Below are 1,516 nucleotides of genomic sequence, written 5' to 3'. Positions count from 1 at the left end.
GGATCGCTAGCGTCTGCGGCAGCAGGCTGGGCCGATGATTTGGCGCGAGTCGTGAGGGCGGGCTGGGTGCCCTGCGAGGAGGCTACTTTGGTCGGTTCCATGTTCAATTCTCCTGGCCCGCGTTGCGATACTGCAGCGCGGCGCGTTCATCGGTCTGTTTTTGGTCTCTGCGCTGTTGCTGCAGAGCGAGGTCGTTGCGTCGCTTGTCTACCACCTTACGCAGACTGGCCAAACGCAGCTCTGCATCTAACAGAGCACGCTGGGCAGCTTGCACCCGCGCAGACTGGTCACCCACCACACTGGTCTGGATGCTGGCCGCATGACCCAGCCTGTCCATGAAGTGGTAGTGGTGGTACATCACTTCGGGCTGCATGGCCGTATCTGCCTTCATGCCCCAGCGTGACTCGGTTTCACGGGCGTAGTCTTCCAGCTGATCGAGCTGGGCACGTGCTGCCTGCTCGGCAGCCAGCGTGTCCTGCAGCACCTTGCGGGCATCGTCCCGCTTGCGAGAGGCCACTTCGACTGCGACAGAGAGGGCGTTAAGGTTGGACATGATGGCTTCCCTTGTCCGCCGTCAATGGTCCAGCACCGCCGCCATGGCGGCTACGCTGTGGTCCATGGAGGCCGCCTCGTACATGTCCTGCTGCAGAAAACCCGCCATCTGTGGCTGAAGGCGGATAGCCTCGTCCAATGCCGGGTCGGAGCCGCTCATATAGGCCCCCACCTGCACCAGGTCCCGGCTCTTCTGGTAACGCGAATACACCGCACGAAACCGCCGCGCCAAGTCAAAATGCCCGCGAGACACCACGTTGTGCATCACCCGCGATGCCGATTGCTCAATGTCGATGGCCGGGAAATGCCCGGTCTCAGCCAGGGCACGCGACAACACAATGTGCCCATCCAGAATGGCACGGGCAGCATCCGCGATCGGGTCCTGCTGGTCATCACCTTCCGATAGCACCGTATAAAACGCTGTGATGGAGCCCACACCATGCAGGCCGTTGCCGCTGCGCTCGACCAGCTGCGGCAGCTTTGCAAAACAGGACGGCGGATACCCTTTGGTTGCTGGCGGTTCGCCGATGGCCAGGGCAATTTCCCGCTGCGCCATTGCATAGCGGGTCAGTGAATCCATGAGCAGCAGCACATGCTGCCCTTTGTCGCGAAAATGCTCCGCCACCGCAGTAGCGTAGGCCGCCCCCTGCATGCGCAACAACGGAGGCGCGTCGGCAGGTGCAGCCACCACCACGGACCGTGCGCGGCCTTCCTCGCCCAAGATGTCTTCCACAAACTCCTTGACTTCGCGCCCCCGCTCCCCAATGAGCCCCACCACAATCACATCGGCCTGGGTGTAGCGTGCCATCATGCCCAGCAGCACACTCTTACCCACCCCGGAGCCTGCAAACAGCCCCAGACGCTGACCCCGCCCCACGGTCAGCAAGGCATTGATGGCGCGCACGCCAGTATCCAAGGGCTCACGCACCGGATCCCGATCCATGGCATTGATCTGCCGCCGCCC

The 1,516-nt window shown here is 62.8% G+C and carries 2 protein-coding genes; both read right to left on the bottom strand.

From position 1 onward, the window contains the following. Positions 1-103: 103 nt before the first annotated feature. Positions 104-553, bottom strand: a complete 450-nt coding sequence (locus DBR23_RS18445; RefSeq protein ID WP_056065736.1) for a flagellar export protein FliJ — start codon at positions 551-553, stop codon at positions 104-106. Positions 554-574: 21 nt separating this feature from the next. After that, positions 575-1,516 (bottom strand): FliI/YscN family ATPase (locus DBR23_RS18440; protein WP_108499181.1); only part of this gene is annotated, 942 nt, incomplete at its 5' end.

Source organism: Acidovorax sp. HMWF018, from assembly GCF_003061035.1.
In the GTDB taxonomy this organism is placed as follows: domain Bacteria; phylum Pseudomonadota; class Gammaproteobacteria; order Burkholderiales; family Burkholderiaceae_C; genus Acidovorax; species Acidovorax delafieldii.
Note: the sequence above shows the minus strand (reverse complement) of the source record. Positions and strands in the feature narration are given on the sequence as shown.